This is a genomic window from Sphingobium sp. LB126 (genome assembly GCF_002795205.1).
GTDB lineage: Bacteria > Pseudomonadota > Alphaproteobacteria > Sphingomonadales > Sphingomonadaceae > Sphingobium > Sphingobium chungbukense.
Window position 1 is genome coordinate 1,136,164 of sequence record NZ_NETV01000001.1, and the last position, 16,968, is coordinate 1,153,131.

Below are 16,968 nucleotides of genomic sequence, written 5' to 3' on the forward strand. Positions count from 1 at the left end.
CCCATGTTGAACTCACCCCTGGCATTGACGAGCGAGGGGTCATGGAGTGTTGGACATGGCGTTATTGAGCGTTATCCGGCGCTGGCATTTCCGCGATCATCTTTCGATCCGCGAGATTGCGCGGCGTACCGGGCTGTCACGTAATACGATCCGTAAATATCTACGTTCGGACACGATCGAGCCGCGGTTCAAGGTGCCCGATCGGCCGAGCAAACTGGACCCGTTCGCGGAGCGGCTGTCAGCCTGGCTGAGACGGGAGATGGGTCGGACCCGCAAGCAGAAGCGGACGATGAAGCAGCTGCATGCTGATCTGGTCAGCCTGGGCTATGACGGCTCCTACAATCGGGTGGCGGCCTTTGCCCGGGACTGGCGCGATGATTATCGTCGTGAGCAACAGATGAGCGGGCGCGGGACATTCGTGCCGCTGTCCTTCGCACCGGGGGAAGCATTCCAGTTCGATTGGAGCGAGGACTGGGCGATCATCGGCGGCGTGCGCACCAAGCTGCAGGTGGCGCACTTCAAGCTCAGCTACAGCCGGGCCTTCCTCGTGCGGGCCTATTTGCTCCAGACCCACGAGATGCTGTTCGATGCCCATAATCACGCATTCCGCGTGCTGGGCGGCGTTCCGCGCCGTGGGATTTACGACAATATGCGCACCGCCATCGACAAGGTCGGGCGCGGCAAGGAGCGCAACGTCAACAACCGCTTCCTCACCATGGTCAGTCACTATCTGTTCGAGGCCGAGTTCTGTAATCCGGCAGCGGGCTGGGAAAAGGGCCAGGTCGAGAAGAATGTCCAGGATGCCCGTCATCGGCTATGGCAACCCACGCCGCAGGCGGAAAGCCTGGATGCCCTGAACCTGTGGCTGGAGGAGCGCTGCAAGGCGCTGTGGCAGGATATCCCGCACGGGATCGAACCGGGTTCGGTCGCCGATGCCTGGGGCGATGAAGTGGAAAGCCTGATGCCGGTGGGCAGACCGTTCGATGGCTTTGTCGAATATGGCAAACGGGTCTCGCCAACCTGCCTGATCCACCTGGAACGCAACCGTTACAGCGTTCCGGCGTCCTTCGCCAATCGGCCCGTCAGCCTTCGGGTTTATCCCGATCGCTTCCTGGTCGTCGCAGAGGGACAGGTCATATGCGAGCATCAGCGCATCATCGACCGATCCCATGATGGTCCCGGCCACACCGTCTATGACTGGCGTCATTATCTCGCCGTCGTTCAACGCAAGCCCGGCGCCCTGCGCAACGGCGCGCCGTTCCTCGAACTGCCCGATGCCTTCCAGCGGTTGCAACGGCATCTGCTGCGCAACCCCGGCGGCGACAGGGAGATGGTCGAGATCCTGGCGCTGGTCCTCCATCATGACGAGCAGGCGGTGCTGACCGCCGTCGCCATGGCGCTGGATGCAGGCGTTCCGACCAAGACGCACATCCTCAACCTGCTGCACCGGCTGCTTGATGGAAAGCCGCTCTCGACGCCGCCGGTGACGGCGCCACAGGCGTTGAGGCTGGTCAGTGAGCCGATGGCCAATGTCGAACGCTACGATGCCCTGCGCCGGGAGAACCGTCATGCGTCATGATCCCGCCACCGGCGCCCTCGTCGTGATGCTGCGCGGCCTGAAAATGCCCGGCATGGCCCAGGCTGTGACCGACCTCATGCAGCAGGGATCGCCCGCCTTCGAGGCGGCGGTGCCGATCCTCTCCCAGTTGCTGAAAGCCGAAACAGCCGAACGCGAGGTGCGGTCTGTGGCCTATCAGCTCAAGGTCGCGCGGTTCCCCGCCTATCGCGACCTCGCCGGCTTCGACTTTGCCAGCAGCGAGGTGAATGAGGCGCTGGTGCGCCAGTTGCACCGCTGCGACTTCATCGACGTTGCCGACAATATCGTGCTGGTCGGCGGACCGGGCACCGGCAAAACCCATGTCGCCACGGCGCTGGGTGTTCAGGCTATCGAGCATCATCGAAAGCGCGTCCGCTTCTTCTCCACGGTCGAGCTGGTCAATGCCCTGGAACAGGAAAAGGCCCAGGGGCGCGCCGGGCAGATCGCCAACCGGCTCGTCCACTCCGACCTCGTCGTCCTCGACGAGCTAGGCTATCTGCCGTTCAGCGCATCAGGCGGCGCACTGCTCTTCCACCTGCTGAGCAAATTATACGAACGCACCAGCGTCATCATCACCACCAACCTGAGCTTCAGCGAATGGGCCACCGTGTTCGGTGACGCCAAGATGACCACCGCGCTCCTCGATCGGCTCACCCATCACTGCCATATCCTGGAAACCGGCAACGACAGCTTCCGGTTCAAAAACAGCTCGGCCCACCAGGCCAAACCCAGAAAGGAGAAACCTGCACCTTGACCCATCAATGACATCCGAAACATAATATCAGGCGGGTCACTTCTCGGTGGAAATCCCGGGTCACTTCTCAACGGTAATCAACAGACTGATGAAATAGGTGCCAGCTCCCAGAAATCCTAACAAACAGACATATAAGGAGCGCGTCAATGGTGCGCCTTGCGCTAATAGAGGCACGGCAAGGGCAAAGGAGGCCAGCGCAATCCAGATCGTACCTAAAGGATTGACGGGTAAGGCGCCTGGCGGATGCTGGATATATGCGAGGAATTCCCAGAGCTGAATCGTTCCTGCTGACAGAAGCCACAATGTCAGTGCTAGGCCGCAGGCGCCCGTAGCCAGGGCGCAGGCGCCTCGCAAACCACCCTTAGCGAGGGCGATGATGGCTCCCCGCCATCCACTGGCACCCTCGGCATCGCGCAGGGCGAGATAAGGCCACCAGATCAGTGTCCCGAAAAATGCTGCTTCGGGAGACCAAAAAAGATCGATCAGCCAGATGGCATGGCCAATCCAATCACGCCTGATCTTCCGCTGCTCGGCATAAAGGATGTGAAACAACAGGGCAGATATGGACAAAAAGCGTAGACCCGCCACCGAGGGCGTCATTGCGGGACCGGCAAAATCTATGGGGAAGCCTGTCCAGAAATATGTCGCGAAGAACATCGCGAGCAGCGCAAGCCATCGAACGCCTTGCGAGAGCTGAACTGTCATCAGGATCACGCTACCGCATAGTGTCGCGAAATACAGCGCATTGGCAATGACCGCGGTTTCGTACATGCCGCGCCAGCAATCCTGGCCGCAACTTGCCATCAGCACTAAAGTGGGACCCAGGCCATATTGGATTGGAAAATCGCGATAGGGGACGCCGCCGCCACGCCAGGCTTCGACCGGAGCAAGATAGGCGCCCCAATGATGCCATGCGAGATAGATCGTGTTGGACGCTTCGAACGGGGCAGTGAAAAGCCCCATTGCAAGGCCGATGATCCCGCAAAGAATCATGCGCGGAAACAGTTGGGGGGCGCTCGCAGCGGACACGCCTTTCCAGCGCGGCAGATATCCTGCAGCCAAAGCGAGTGCCGCTGCCAGCAGGGTTGGGATGAGGCCCAGTTGAAGGGATGATGGCCACCAGAGGGCTGTTGCGAACAGCATGGCGGCGGTTGCGCCTCCGAGAAGCGACGGGATACCACGTCCTATCAGTGGGATCAGTACAAAAACGCCGATCAGCGGGATGGCTCCATGCCGGACGATGGTCAGCGCGATGGCACACAAGAGCAGCAATGTGCAAATGACCCGGTCGGCAGTTGGCTTACGATCTGCGCGCGGCGGAAAAAAGGCCGAAGCATAAGGCGTCAACAGCGCTACGATGAGCAACGCTGCATAGATGGAAAGGATCATGGATGAGGTCATGGTCGAGCCTGCTGTTCGACGGTGGATCCGATCGGCATTTGCCAGGGATGGTCCCAGCAATCGGCTGGATTGACGCTATTTACCCTGTCCGCGGGATTGAGGGTGAATTTGAATGCGCTACGATCGGCAAAATAGGAACTATGCGGGGCGGAAAGGCCAATCTGATGATCCCAAACGCCAGTGAGCGAGCAATGCGGAACCGGTGAAGGCGCAAAGCGAAAGGCATTGGCGATCTCGATCACGCCGGTTACCGCGCCCAAGGCGATGATCGTCAGAAAGACGATCTTCGTGCGCCAGTGATCAAGGCGACAGGCCCAGTCGCCATAGGCTATGGCGATGAGCGCCAACGGCATGATCGATGCCCGCATCTGAAAATCGTTGAACATGCCGATCGTCCAACTCGGCATGAGGAAGAGACAAGCGCCTGATATGATGATTGTAGTTCGATCAATCCCGTTGTCGGTGTCGCGAAGCACTGGCAGGAGAAAGGGCATCACCTCAAGCAGGATGATCAGGACGTAGACGACGGCCTTTGGTGGGTTCAGGCCACTACCGACGGCTGTAGCACCGGTAGTCAGATAGATGAGCGCCGGGATCGCCAGACTCGTTGCGATCGTGCAGCACCGCACATCTCGCCAGTTCCATGTTTTGGTTGAAAGGGCGCGAAATCCCGCAAACAGGGCGAAAGGCATCGCTCCGAACAGAATGAGCGGTGACCACAGGGCCATTAAAGGCAGGATGGCCGCAAACACACCGATCGGTGCGAGATTCCTGCGCCAGAGCATATAGGTCAGGGCTGCGACCCAGCCGGCTATGGCATGCTGAGGAACCCAAAAAATCTGGGTGATATGGGAGCTAAATTGATAGCCGTCTCCCCAATCCTCGATATGGTCCCATCTTGCCTCACCGTTTGCCAACTGGACGAGGAGATTGCCCAGGACATCCAGTCCGCTGAAGGCCACGAAGACTATGAGCGCGATCAACCGCGCTCGGCGATCTTCGAACAGCGTCGAACCTTGGGCAAGCAAAAGGCCAAGGATGAGGCTGTTATGGGCGAACAATATCCAGTCGCGGCCAAGCTGGCTGGCGCCACCGAGCAGCGCGGGTACCAGATACATCCCGACCGGGGCGCGCAAAAGCTGCGATCGCCCGTCCAGCCAGTAATCAAAGGGCCAGCGATGGGTGCCCATATCCGCCAGTACTGCATCGCGAACCTGCCAATCGGGCGTGGCATATAGAAGGCGTCCTTCTCCGCCGAGCACCAGCAAAATGGCGGCGATCAGGAAGCAGAACATGACTGTCGGAACACCGATCCGGCAGGCGCCCGGCATGATCCTGTAAGTGATCATCGCCAGTGCCGATGGCAAGACCAACGCGATCGCCGCTACCAGTATGGACGGACTGCCGAGGAATCGCAGCAGCAACACATTGTCGAGCGCGAACAGCGCGAACATCGCTGTCGTCAGCGTCCGCAGGGGGAGGGAAGCGGGTATTTTGAACTGAACGCCTGTGAAATGCGGGAAAGTAGAGGCGCGTGTCACGCCGCCTCCGTACCCAATTTGCGCTGAAGTGTGTGGATCTGCTGTTCGCTGGCGGTTGTGCTCTCCATGTTGATCCGTTCCCGCTCGACAACCAGCGGACGCTTGCGGACTTGTGCGTGGATCGAGGTCACATATTCGCCCAATATGCCCATGAAGGCGAGTTGGAGACCAGATAAGAAAAAGAGCGCGACGATAAGCGTCATGGTGCCTCGGGGCGCAAGGTCAGGTCGTGCGATATAGAGACCGATGGAGACCAAAGCATAAAGGATGCATAGCGCCGCCATGACGATGCCAGCGAAGGTGCACAGACGCATCGGGACGTTCGTAAAGCTGAAGATGCCGTTCAGCGCCTGATCGATCAAACGGGGCAGGTTGTTCTTGGAAATGCCGGAACGGCGCTCCGCCCAGGTATAGGGGACAATTGCACGGCGGAAGCCGACCGACGCGATGATGCCGCGAATATAGGGGTAATGGTCGTCGTGGCTGACCACAGCTTCCCATACTTTGCGGTCCAGAAGTTGAAACTCGCCCACATTCAGAGGAATGTCGATATCGCTCAAGCTGCGCACGGTGCGATAGAAGATTGCCCGGCAGGTCCGTAACGCCAGGCTTTCCTGGCGGTTGACGCGAGCGCCCGCGACGACCTCCATGCCGCTTTCCCACAGTCTCACGAATTCCGGTATCATATCCGCGGGATCCTGGAGGTCGGCCGGCAGGAAAACCACTACCGCATCGCCGGTGGCGGCGCGGAGCGCGTTGAAGTTTGAACGGAACGGACCATAATTGCGGGCGTTGAGGATCACCTTCATCGACGGGTCGCTGGCGGCTAGCGCGCGCAGGATGTCCTGCGTGCCGTCGCTGCTGTCATTGTCGGCGAAGATATGCTCGCGGGCGTAAGCTGCCAGTGGTGCGCCCGGAGCGAACAGAGCGGCAACCGCATCACGGCATGCCTCCACATTATCCGCTTCATTAAAGCAGGGCGTCACGATGGAGATGGTCTTCATGATGTCTGCTCCGGCGAGGCCGCAAACACGAAGCGGCGCATGGCAAGAAAGGTGAGGGTAAAGATCGGCAGGACGATCGCCTGGGCGAGAAGCGGCCCCAATCCGGTGCGCATGGTGAGATCCAGCAACAAAATATTGAGGCCCATCATGGCTGCATAGACAGCCAGAAACCGCGGTAGCCGACGCAGATCACGCGAGCGGAAGACGGCGCTGGTCGTCAGGAAATTGAAGAGGATGCCGACTATGGTGCTGACGACCACGGCAACATGGGGGATTACGCCCAGCAGTATCTGAGCGGTGTACACGCTATAGCCGAACAACGTGTTGATGCCGCCCGAGAACAGGAAGGCGAAGAAGCGCCGATCGAAAGCGGGTGCCATCATGCTGCCTGCCTTAAAGCGTCGACGACCGTGACCAGGCCGTCCTCGATGGCGATGCGAGGTGCCCAGCCTGTGGCGGCGGCAAGACGGGTGCAATCGCCTTCGAGATGCATGATCTGGTTGGGACCGAACGGAATCTCGCCAAAGGTGAGGGGAAGGGCTGGGCAAGCCAGATCGCGGATATGTTCGACGATTGTGCGTACTGTGATGGCCCGGCCGCTCGACAGGTTGAAGACGCCTTGCGCGCTGTCGGTCAGCGCCGCGGCCATCACGCCTTCCGCTGTGTCGGCGATATGAAGATAATCCCATTTTTGGGTTCCCGCGCTGGTTCGCGGCGCCGTTCCAGTGAGGATTTGGGTCGCCACCGAGGGTATCAGCCAATTGGGATTGTCGCCCGGACCATAAGGCGAAAAGAGGCGCAGCCAGGCGAAGCCGATTCCGGCGTCGCTTGCACGTTGCCGTGTGAGATGGCAGGCGGAAAGCTTTGCGGCGCCATAGAGAAGGAAGGGCTCGGTCGGCGCGGTCTCATCGATCCGGCGATCATGGCGGCCATATTCGGCCTGGCTGCCGATGCCAACGAAGCGGCTGGCGCCCGTCGCGATAGCGGCATCGAGCAGCGCGACAGTGGTCCGGATATTATCAAGCTGGACATCGCTGGCACGGGCTGGGCCGCCAACGCCTTCCCAGGCGGAATGGATGATAATATCGGGACGGGCTTGCACAAGCGCGTCGCGCACAGCTTCGCCATGGGCCAGATCGGCAACAGTGATGTCGCAACGGTCGGCTAGTTCCACCACACGGGGCGCGGAGGGATTACGGACCAGCGCGGTGACCTGATGACCCCGCCGTGCAGCCAGGCCAGCAACGGCCGCGCCCACAAAGCCCCCTGCTCCAGTGACGAGGATGCGGCTCATGCTGGTACCATGGCGAGGAAAGCCTCGGCCTGTGCATGGGTCACGGCGCGTTTGTCGTCAGAACGATACCAGTCGGCAGTCAGTGCCAGTGCCTGGCTGAGCGGCAGGCGGGATCGCCAGCCCAAAGCTGTGGCCGCCGCGGATGAATCCAGAGTGAGCATAGCCGCTTCATGAGGGTGACTCCCTGGCTGCGCCATCCACGGTTGGGTCGCGCCCCAATGGTCAGCCAGCAGATCGATGACGTCGCGGACGGTAGCCATGTCGGCTGCCGCCGGACCGAAATTCCACCCCCGCGCAAACCGCGCCGGGTCGGTCGTCAGGGCTTGCGCGAGCAGGAGATAGCCGGTCAATGGTTCCAGCACATGCTGCCACGGGCGCACCGCATCGGGGTTACGGATTTCCAACGCGCGTCCTTCCAAAAAGGCGCTAATGGCATCGGGAACCAGTCTATCGGCGGACCAGTCGCCGCCGCCAATGACATTGCCGGCCCGTGCGGTGGCAAGTCCAACCCCGCGTTCGGCAAGGAAACTGTCGCGCCAGCAGGCACTCACCAGTTCCGCGCATGCCTTGCTGTTGGAATAAGGATCATGCCCCCCGAGCGGAGCGTCTTCGCAATAGCCCTCCATGCGGCCATCATTGGCATAGCATTTGTCGGTGGTGACGGAGACGATCGTACTCACGGACGGTGTCTTGCGGCATGCCTCCAGCACGTGGGCGGTTCCCATGACATTGGTTTGATAGGTGCCCAGCGGGTCGGCATAAGAGGCGCGCACCAGCGCCTGTGCGGCAAGATGCAGGACGATTTCCGGAGATGCACGCGTAACGATCGTTTCGACAGCAGCAGCATCGCGAATATCGGCGACATGATGTTCGCACAGCGTTGCGCCATCGATCAGGCCGAACATCGACGGAGTGGTGTCCGGCGCCAGTGACAGGCCGGTGACGTGCGCGCCAAGTGCTTCCAGCAGGACAAGCAGCCAGCTGCCCTTGAAACCGGTGTGGCCGGTCACCAGTACGCGCCGGTTCACCCAGAAGGCGGGGTCCGGCGCGAGCGCGTTGGCGTTGGTGCGCTTTAGTGCCAGGTCTTCCATGGTGCCTCTTGCCGCTCCCACATGCCTTCAAGCATCTGCCGATCGCGCAGTGTGTCCATCGGTTGCCAGAAACCATCGTGAAAAAAGGAGCGAAGCTCACCGTCCGAGGCAAGGCCCTCCAGCGGCTCGCGTTCCCAGACGCAGGCATCTGAATTGCCCAGATAGTTGCCGATCGACCGGTTCAGGACAAAGAAGCCACCGTTGATCCAGCCGCCCTCCTCCACTGGCTTTTCCGCGAAGGCCGCTACCCGGTCCCCATCCAGGTCGAGTTGGCCGTAGCGACTCGCCGGACGAACGGCGGTGACGGTTGCCTTTCGCCCGTGCGAACGATGGAATTCAATGGCCTCACGCACATTCAGGTCGCTGACACCATCACCATAGGTGAGGCAGAAATCATCATCATCGCCCAGATAATGCATCGCCTGTCGCAGGCGGCCGCCGGTCATCGTTTCGGCCCCTGTATCGATCAGGGAGATTTTCCAGTCCTCGCAGGCATTGCGGTGCACATCGGTCGTGCCGCGACGCAGGTCGATCGTCACGTCCGACATGTGCAGCGCGTAGTTGAAAAAATATTCCTTGATCATGTAACCCTTGTAGCCAAGGCACACGATAAACTCGTCTACGCCATGTTGTGCGTAGATCTTCATGATATGCCACAGGATCGGCTTGCCACCGATCTCCACCATGGGCTTGGGCCGGACTGACGTTTCTTCGGCGAGGCGGGTGCCAAGGCCCCCTGCAAGGATGATCGCTTTCATGGGTCAAATCCTATGAACAGGCATGGTAAAGAAATGGTTATACCGTGAGGCCGCCGATCCGGTTGAGCGTTGATTGACCGGCAACCAAGTCACAAATTTCCGCAGACAGTGCGATCGGCTGAACGCAGGCGGCAGCAGGCGTACCCGCGACCGATTCCGCCAGCCAGGAGCCGAAGCCGCCATCGGCCAGGTGATCTTCCAGCGTCGTTACCCGTTTGTGTCTCGCGATTTGGGAAGGCTGGTCTGCCTTGGCCGCCATGCTCCATAGCGGCAGCGACCAGACCGCGCTGCCATTTGCGCGCGCCACAGCAGCGCCAAGCGCGGCGCCAGTTGATAACAGGATCGATCTGTCATCGCCATCTCGGACCTGAACCCAGCCGCCGGGTGTAACGTTGGGCACGGTATCATGAAAGCGGGGTTCGCCTGCTTTTCCGAGGCGTAGATAGGAAGGGCCGGGATTCTGGACCAGCCAGCGCAGGCACGCTCGTGTTTCCAGCGGATCACCAGGTGCGGCAATGATCATGTTAGGCATCGCCCGTATCAGCGCATAATCCTGAACCGCGTGATGGGAGTAGCCCAAGGCCCCATAGGATACGCCGCCACCGACCGCTACCACCGTCACCGGCAGGCGATGATGATCGACATCGTTCCTGATCTGCTCGGCGCAGCGAAAGGTTGGGAAGTTGGCGATCGAATAAGTGAAGACATGATAACCTTCGCTCGCCATCCCGGCGGCCAGACCCGTCATATTCTGTTCTGCAACACCGGCATTGATGAAGCGGTCTGGAAAGCGTTCGGCAAAAGGCTCGATCACGTTGAAACCGAGGTCACCGACAATGAGGGCAATATTGTCATGTGTCTCGGCGAGCGTCGTCAGCTCATCGATGAATGCATCACGCATGGTTGTGCTCCCCAGCGCCACATCCTTGAATTTCCGCCAACGCGACCTCGAGCAGTTCAGGCGTGGGATTGCGATAATGCCATTCCACTTTGTTCTCCATGAAGCTGACCCCTTTGCCCTTGATGGTGTGCGCGATCAGCATCGTAGGCTTCCCGGTTACCAGAGGTGCTTTTTCCAACGCTTCGGTCAGCTCGCCATGGTCATGGCCATCGACTTCACGCACGGCCCAGCCAAAGGCTTCGAATTTTGAATGCAGGGGTTCGAGACGCAGGGTTTCATCCACTGTGCGCAGGCTTTGCAACTTGTTGTAGTCGATGATGCAGATGAGATTATCCAGGCCATGATGCGCTGCGAACAAGGCGGCTTCCCAGTTGCTGCCTTCGCCCCACTCCCCGTCGCTGGTGAGAACGACCGTTCGCCAAGCTTTGCCCTGCCTTTTGGCCGCCAATGCTTTTCCGGTGCCAAAGGGCAGGCCGTGTCCCAACGCGCCTGTGGAGAATTCCGCGCCGGGCACCTTGTGGCTGATATGCGCCATCAGCATCGATCCATCGGTCCCATAGCTATCCAGCAGTGCCGGATCGATGAAGCCGGTTTCCGCTAGTGTCGCATAGACGGCGACGCAAGCATGGCCCTTTGACAGGATGAAGCGATCCCGATCGGGATGGCGAGGGACTGCTGGATGGACTCGCAATTCCCGACCGTAAAGGACCGCCATAATATCAGCGATCGAGAGCGCCGAACCAATATGGGATGCCTTGGCTCGCGTAACCATGCGAAGGGCCTGACAGCGGATACGTTGCGCCAACGATTCCGTGCCGTATGGCTGGGCTGCGATGAGATGCGCTTCTTTCATGCCCCGCAAATTCCCCCGATATAGTTAACATTTGCTCAACCAACTGTCATTAGTCCAGCCATATGAAGAATGAATCCGCTGGCATTGCTCGTCTTTGTCCCCTCTGCGGAGCGGGATCGGATCAAGCTGAACCCTTTCTGTCCGATTCGCGGGACGAAAGCCGGATCAGCGCGTCGAGCTTCGCTTCCCGCAAGATTCCGGAATATATGAGCTATGCGATGGTTCGTTGCCGGTCTTGCGATCTGGCTTATGTGGACCGGCCCCCCAGCGTGGCTTCGCTCGCGGCCAGCTACCATGAGGCGGATTATGACAGCGCGGAGGAAGCCGAAGATGCTGCTGATGCCTATGCTCGTGCACTACAGCCGGTCCTTCGACTGCTGAAGGGGCGCGGCGCGGCGCTGGAAATCGGAACGGGCACAGCGGCTTTTCTTGAAAAACTAGGGGAGTCCGGTTTTGCGAAGCTCGTTGGCGTGGAGCCATCCCGGGCCGCGATCGCGGCCGCTCCTGCGCACCGTCAGCCATGGATTCGTGAGGGCATCTTCGAAGAAAACGATTTCGAGAGCGAAAGTTTCGATCTCATTTGTTGCTTTATGACTTTGGAGCATGTCCAGGATCCGGGTGCATTGATCGCTTCCGCCCATCATTTGTTGAAGCCGGGTGGCGTGTTTGTGGCGGTGACGCATGACCGGCGCGCGCTGCTCAACCGCCTGCTGGGGCGAAGGTCCCCGATCGTCGATATCGAGCATATGCAACTCTTCTCCGCCGAGAGTTCGAGGCGTCTGCTTCAACTTAATGGTTATGAAGCAGTCGATGGGGTGAGCTTTTGGAACAGCTACCGGCCGAGCTATTGGTTGCGACTGGTGCCTATGCCGGATGGGCTGAAGGGAGCGCTGAGCCGCATATTAAGGGGATCGTGGCTGGACCGCCGACGCCTTTCGGCCAATGTTGGAAATTTCATGAGTTGGGGCTTCAAGCCGCATTGAGATTGGTGGCTTTCTTGAACGCGGAAGATCGATAATGCCATTGGTCAACCGGATGGCAGCGCGCCTCAACCGGCATCCAATCGGCGAGCTGGCTATACGCTACCTGCCGGAAACCTTATTTTGCCTTGCCGCTATTGCTGCGCTGTTTTTGCTGCATGACATACCGATAACGCATGACGTCGTCTGGCAGTTCTGGGTTGCTCGTCAGATAAGCAACGGCTCGGTGCTTTATCGCGATATATGGGAAATCAATCCGCCGCTCTGGTTCTGGTCTGCGTTGCCCATTCACCATGCCGCTGCATGGCTACATATACCGCCGTTACGGCTGCTTGTGGCGGTTGTCATCGGGACCGGCGCTCTATCCGCGCTATTAACCGGACATCTTGCGGGCCTCTCTTCGCCGTTCCCACGATTGGCGATGATGCTGTTGATTTTGTGGCTTGTCGTGGTCATGCCAATCTATGATTTCGGACAGCGTGAGCAACTGGCGCTGATTGGCGCCCTGCCCTACGCTGCACTCATTGCGCGCCGGTCAATGGGGACTGCTATCCCGACAGCACTGGCGGTGCTCATAGGCACGATGGCCGCTTATGGCTTTGCACTGAAACATTATTTTGCCCTTATCCCGATCATGCTGGAGATCTGGTTGATCGTCCGGAAGCGTTCGCAATGGCGTGCGATTCGTCCGGAAGTTCTGGTTTTGGTGATTGGCGCTCTGATTTACGGCCTAGCCATAATCGCTTTTGCACCCGCCTTTTTTACCGAATCGGTGCCGATGGTTCGTGCGGCCTATCACGGATATGAATCGTCGTGGAAAATGATGTTCTTGAGGCCTTGGTTCTTGGTTTGGGCCTTTATGACTGCCTTCTTTCTCACTTTCGGTGGAGCTCTGGGGAAGAAGGCCAACCCCTTGGTTTCGACATTGCTGATTGTTGTTGTGGGATTCGCATTAGCCTACTTTCTGCAGCGCAAGGGATGGCTCTACCACAGCATACCGGTGACCGGCGCATTCGCTCTGGCGCTTGGCGTGCGGTTGGGAATGGTTGACCTGCGTCGGCCGATACCCCTCGTCATTGGGCCGATGATGCTGGTCTTGCCACTCCTTATGCCGTTTCTGACCGGTCAGTATTTTAACTGGTTCCGAGATGAAATAGATCCGATTTTAACCACAGTGCCGAAGGGTAGCGCAGTTTATATTGCAACGGCAGACCCGATGTGGGGATGGCCAACGGTGGAGGATCGGAACCTTATTTGGCCGTCGCGCCTTTCAGCTTTTTGGATGATACCTGCTATTGCGCATGGTGAAGTAATCGGGCCAAATCCTGCGCCACTGCGTCTGTTGGGAAAGCGGATACTGATTGAGGCGGATCAGGAAATACGTTGTTCATCGCCAACACTAATTTTTTTTGAGCGGCGAAAGAACTATATTTTTCAGCCCATGTCTTTTAATGTTCGTGATTTTTTTCTTCGTAATAATAATATTCGTTCCTACTTACTTAATAATTATGATGAATTAAAACCCACGCGGTGGCTTTATATCTATCGACGAGTTACTCCTGCGTATAGGGCGCTCAATGATCCGAGATGTCCGGACTTCAAGGCGCGGATCTCTTGACGCTGGATCGGTGGATTCCAGGCCGCGGCCCAGCATCGGCTGGAGCAATTAGGGCTGCTCGAGCTGCTATGGCGGGAAGATCCGCAAAATGGCGACATTGCCTACAACGCTCTGACCCAGCAGCGCGACATTGGGGTTGGCTGTCGGCCTGCTCATTGTAGATGCCGCGGACAAGGCCGGAAATGGCAAAGCCGTCAGAGTTGAAAGGGCGGCGGGTTTCGACATTGACCTGCTATAAATCACCTATATCGTGGTTTATAGAAAGGAGCATCGGGACCGTCGGAGAAGCCTTCGTTTGGGGTCGATCAAGGGCGGCGGTGGAGATGAGGGCGGGCCCGCTCGACGCCCGCTGCTGCTAGGACCATCGGTCCTCTCCGCTCTGGCCTTCGGAATTTTCGCGCATGTGAGATGCGAGATAATTCTTGCCCATCACGTCCATCATTGGGATTATTGCGCATCTGACATGCGAGATAATCATATGACGATCCATCTGGTGGGCGAGACGATCGATGCCAAGCGCGCGCACCAGCGCGCGCAAGCCGGCGAACTCGTGCAACTCGTGCGAGGCATATATGTCGATCAAGATGTCGATGCCGACGCCACAATAATGAATCATGCGATCCGCATCGCCCATTATCTCTATCCCCATGCCTATCTGTCGTCGGCGAGCGCCGTGCTGCTTGCGCCGACACCCGATGGCCGGCTCTTTATCAGCGGCAGGCGCAACCAGCGCACTAGGCTGCGCAGCCTGGAGATCGTCCAGAACGAAGCGCCGCCGCATCCTTCGACCGCGTCAGCGGTAGTGGGTGACGATCTGGGCGAGTTGCGCATCGACGCATCCTCACCCCGGCAGCGCTTTCTGGAAGCCTTTCGCCTGCGCAGCGAGCATGCCAGCGCCATTACTGCCGAGATGCGCGTGCAGATGGCCGCGCGCCTCGTCGAGGAGCATGGCGCGCCCAAGGGTGCCGCCGATGCAGTCTGGGCGCTGGCGCGCGAAAATGGCTGGTATCGCGAAGGCGAAGGCGCTGAACGCTTCCTCCTGGCGCAGCCGGGCACATCCAAAGCGCGCGTCAACAAGGCGGCGCTGGATCTGGTAATCGCCTGGCACGGCGAGTCGCTCGGCCGCCTCACTCATGACGGCTTTGAATGGCGCTGGAAGCCGGCCCGGCGTTCAGGACCGGCGCTCGTCCGGGAGACAACGCCCGGGAAACTTCCGGCATTTGTTGAATCCCTCTTACCGGAAGGCTGGCTCGCCCAGGTGCTTCGCGCGCGCGACGAGCGCGAGGCGTTGAAGCGTGGGCGGCGCTATATGTCGAACATCACCGTAGTCGAGGCCAGCGACGAGCTGGCGGCACTACCGGCGGACATTCTCACGACGAGGCTGAACGGCTTTATCGACGCAGGCCGCTTCACCGGCCGCTATGATGGCCCGGCGCGCGGCGCGATCGAGGAGAGTTTTGAGCAGAACCTCGCGCGCATGTTCGCTCGCGCGGAAACGCCGCGCCTGTCGGGCGTCCAGATCAAGGCGCCCATGCATCTGGCGCCCGATGGTGCACTCCTCCCGGCCATCGACCTGCCATTCACCCATATCCTCAAGCCGGCAGGCACCGCTGGCTTCGAGATGCTGCCGATCGTGGAATGGCTCTGCCTTGCGCTTGGCCGAGCGGCCGGCTTCGCGGCGCCTGACGTCGCCCTGACGGCGATGCCCGATGGCATGGCCCCAGCGCTCGTCGTGGAGCGGTTCGATATCCGCCAGGGACCGGGCGATCAAAGGCGGATCGCGCTTGAGGATTTCTGTTCGATCCTGGATCTTCCCGCCTCGGCCAAATATGATGGGACGATAGAGCGGATGGCGCGCGGACTGCGGCCGCTGTCGACCGACCCTGCGGCCGATCTCGACATTTTCTTCCGCCGCGCGGTTTTCGCCTGGCTGATCGCCGATGGCGACATGCACCTCAAAAACCTCGCGCTGCTCAAAATCGCCGAACCGGATGCCAAGGCATTTACCTCGGTTCGTTTCGCTCCGCTTTATGACGCCGTCACGACGCGGGTATTCCCGGGTCTTGGCGGCGATCGCATGGCGCTCAAGCTCAACGGCAAGGATGATCGGCTGACGCGCCGAGATTTCATGACGTTGGCGCGCACGATCGGCCTGCCTCAGAGCGATGCGGAGGCGGCGATCGCCGAATTGACGGGCAGCCTTGCACAGGCCGTCGAAACCGTCCGGCTACCGGCTTTTGCGGCGGAGGCCGAGGCCGCTGCTACCACCCAAAGCCAGATATTGGCCATCGTCAGCGAGCGCTGCACCGTGCTTGCCGGCGATGCGGGTTAGCGCTTGCAGGCGGTCGCATGCTTGTTCTTGATGGGCGAGCAGGATGAGAAAGGTGTAGGCCCATTATTTGGCGAATCGCAGCAGAAAACACACGGGTTTTTACGATTTGCGAATTTTGCTGCGCATTTCGGCCGAGTTTTTTAAATGGTTTGTTGACCGTCGCGTCAATATACCCATATTGCCGTGGAAACGCAAAGCAGAGAGAAAGGAGCTCGATATGCAATCAGTGCAAAAAAACCGTCGCGCTCCGTTGAAGGCGCGACCTCGCGAGGTGACCGACGCCGAGTTCGAGCAGGCTGTTCGTGATTTCAGCGACCGCTATAAGAAGACTCTCGAATACCTTGCCCGTTGAGCCCTTGTGGCTCTCCTACGAGCGCCTTCTAACAGTTCATGGCATTCAAATAGAGCGCTTTCGCGGCGTGCCGGGCGTCAAGGACCGGAACCTCGTAGAAAGCGCCCTGAGTAATCCTCGCAATCTCTTTCATTATGACGATGTCGATGATCTGCTGACGCTCGCCGTGCGGCTTTGCTACGCGATAGCGAAGAATCATGGCTTCAATGACGGCAACAAGCGCACGGCCTTTGCTGGCATGGGCGTCTTCCTCGAACTCAACGGCTTCACAATCGCCATGAACGATGACACGCTTGCGGGTCGGATGGTCGAAGGACTGATCGATGGCTCGATCAGCGAGGAAGAGTTCGCGGACGACATCGCGCCCTGGATCGTCTGCTTAGGCTGACCGAAGCGTCGCCACCGCTGGTGCCGCTTGTCGAAGCGATGGGACAATGGCTTCGCGCAGGAACATTATTTCATTGCCGTGCTTCTTGATTTCGCTGGAAATTG

16 protein-coding genes are annotated in these 16,968 nt (G+C 59.3%); 7 read left to right on the forward strand and 9 right to left on the reverse strand.

The features are described 5' to 3' along the window. The first annotated feature begins 55 nt into the window (after positions 1–55). Both istA and istB read left to right on the forward strand, forming a co-directional pair. Positions 56–1,579, forward strand: coding sequence for an IS21 family transposase (istA, locus tag CAF53_RS05510; protein ID WP_100236964.1), 1,524 nt, complete (start codon positions 56–58; stop codon positions 1,577–1,579). Further along, on the forward strand, positions 1,569–2,351 hold the full coding sequence (istB, locus tag CAF53_RS05515; protein WP_100236963.1) for an IS21-like element helper ATPase IstB: 783 nt from the start codon (positions 1,569–1,571) through the stop codon (positions 2,349–2,351). Before istA ends, istB begins: the two co-directional genes overlap by 11 nt. Positions 2,352–2,411: 60 nt before the next feature. Here istB and CAF53_RS05520 read toward each other — a convergent pair whose 3' ends face one another. From CAF53_RS05520 to CAF53_RS05560, 9 genes are read right to left on the reverse strand one after another with little or no spacing between them, the layout of a single operon-like run. Beyond that, positions 2,412–3,740 (reverse strand): hypothetical protein, encoded by a 1,329-nt coding sequence (locus tag CAF53_RS05520; protein ID WP_157801224.1) that lies wholly within the window; start codon positions 3,738–3,740, stop codon positions 2,412–2,414. 8 nt (positions 3,741–3,748) lie between these two features. Continuing rightward, positions 3,749–5,293 carry a hypothetical protein gene (locus CAF53_RS05525; RefSeq protein WP_157801225.1) on the reverse strand — a complete coding sequence of 515 codons (1,545 nt, stop codon included), beginning with the start codon at positions 5,291–5,293 and terminating at the stop codon, positions 3,749–3,751. Beyond that, positions 5,290–6,297 (reverse strand): glycosyltransferase family 2 protein, encoded by a 1,008-nt coding sequence (locus tag CAF53_RS05530; RefSeq protein ID WP_100237535.1) that lies wholly within the window; start codon positions 6,295–6,297, stop codon positions 5,290–5,292. The genes CAF53_RS05525 and CAF53_RS05530 overlap by 4 nt, the downstream gene beginning before the upstream one ends. Then, a complete protein-coding gene (locus tag CAF53_RS05535; RefSeq protein ID WP_157801226.1) occupies positions 6,294–6,677 on the reverse strand; it encodes a GtrA family protein in 384 nt (127 codons plus the stop codon). Before CAF53_RS05535 ends, CAF53_RS05530 begins: the two co-directional genes overlap by 4 nt. Continuing rightward, positions 6,677–7,591: an NAD(P)-dependent oxidoreductase gene (locus tag CAF53_RS05540; protein ID WP_100237537.1), complete on the reverse strand. Its 915-nt coding sequence runs from the start codon at positions 7,589–7,591 to the stop codon at positions 6,677–6,679. Before CAF53_RS05540 ends, CAF53_RS05535 begins: the two co-directional genes overlap by 1 nt. Then, positions 7,588–8,682: a CDP-glucose 4,6-dehydratase gene (gene rfbG, locus CAF53_RS05545; protein ID WP_100237538.1), complete on the reverse strand. Its 1,095-nt coding sequence runs from the start codon at positions 8,680–8,682 to the stop codon at positions 7,588–7,590. Before rfbG ends, CAF53_RS05540 begins: the two co-directional genes overlap by 4 nt. Next, complete coding sequence (gene rfbF, locus CAF53_RS05550; protein ID WP_100237539.1) at positions 8,664–9,440, reverse strand: glucose-1-phosphate cytidylyltransferase; 777 nt, start codon at positions 9,438–9,440, stop codon at positions 8,664–8,666. The genes rfbG and rfbF overlap by 19 nt, the downstream gene beginning before the upstream one ends. Positions 9,441–9,477: 37 nt before the next feature. Beyond that, positions 9,478–10,341 carry a transketolase gene (locus tag CAF53_RS05555; RefSeq protein WP_100237540.1) on the reverse strand — a complete coding sequence of 288 codons (864 nt, stop codon included), beginning with the start codon at positions 10,339–10,341 and terminating at the stop codon, positions 9,478–9,480. Continuing rightward, a complete protein-coding gene (locus tag CAF53_RS05560; RefSeq protein WP_100237541.1) occupies positions 10,334–11,194 on the reverse strand; it encodes a transketolase in 861 nt (286 codons plus the stop codon). Before CAF53_RS05560 ends, CAF53_RS05555 begins: the two co-directional genes overlap by 8 nt. Before the next feature lie 62 nt (positions 11,195–11,256). Here CAF53_RS05560 and CAF53_RS05565 point away from each other — a divergent pair, with 62 nt between their 5' ends. The 5 genes from CAF53_RS05565 (at position 11,257) to CAF53_RS05580 (ending at position 16,864) form a co-directional block, all read left to right on the forward strand. Beyond that, complete coding sequence (locus CAF53_RS05565; RefSeq protein WP_242443394.1) at positions 11,257–12,177, forward strand: class I SAM-dependent methyltransferase; 921 nt, start codon at positions 11,257–11,259, stop codon at positions 12,175–12,177. Positions 12,178–12,211: 34 nt separating this feature from the next. Continuing rightward, positions 12,212–13,792 (forward strand): hypothetical protein, encoded by a 1,581-nt coding sequence (locus tag CAF53_RS05570; protein ID WP_100237542.1) that lies wholly within the window; start codon positions 12,212–12,214, stop codon positions 13,790–13,792. A gap of 478 nt (positions 13,793–14,270) precedes the next feature. Continuing rightward, complete coding sequence (locus CAF53_RS05575) at positions 14,271–16,124, forward strand: HipA domain-containing protein (RefSeq protein ID WP_100237543.1); 1,854 nt, start codon at positions 14,271–14,273, stop codon at positions 16,122–16,124. A gap of 67 nt (positions 16,125–16,191) precedes the next feature. After that, positions 16,192–16,476, forward strand: coding sequence for a hypothetical protein (locus CAF53_RS27015; protein WP_157801227.1), 285 nt, complete (start codon positions 16,192–16,194; stop codon positions 16,474–16,476). Next, a complete protein-coding gene (locus CAF53_RS05580) occupies positions 16,427–16,864 on the forward strand; it encodes a type II toxin-antitoxin system death-on-curing family toxin (RefSeq protein ID WP_157801228.1) in 438 nt (145 codons plus the stop codon). Before CAF53_RS27015 ends, CAF53_RS05580 begins: the two co-directional genes overlap by 50 nt. Positions 16,865–16,968: the final 104 nt, after the last annotated feature.